We start from the raw sequence: 265 nt of genomic DNA, 5'->3' as shown, positions 1-265 counted from the left end.
GTACCAGTATTTGCTCTGGCATTGCTTGTTTTGTGGCAATTAGATCAAGTGCTTTGGCTACCATAACTGAGGTTTTACCGGTACCTGCAGCAGCCAATACTAAATTTTTATCGTTATTGCGTATTACAGCAAGACGCTGCTCATTAGTTAATGGGTTTGACTCCACGTTATTATAAAAATCAGCTCGTTGAGCAAGTTGCTTGCGCTCATATTTATTACGCAGTTGTGCAATAGCATCATTCTTATTTTTTGCACTGGCCAATAC

General features: G+C 39.6%; 1 protein-coding gene. It reads right to left on the bottom strand.

All coding sequences use genetic code 11. The features are described 5' to 3' along the window. A partial coding sequence (locus AAEY62_RS22860) for a UvrD-helicase domain-containing protein (protein WP_350636713.1) occupies positions 1 to 265 on the bottom strand: 265 nt, incomplete at both ends.

The sequence above is a fragment of the Pseudoalteromonas sp. GW168-MNA-CIBAN-0100 genome (assembly GCF_040309225.1).
GTDB lineage: Bacteria > Pseudomonadota > Gammaproteobacteria > Enterobacterales > Alteromonadaceae > Pseudoalteromonas > Pseudoalteromonas arctica.
Note: the sequence above shows the minus strand (reverse complement) of the source record. Positions and strands in the feature narration are given on the sequence as shown.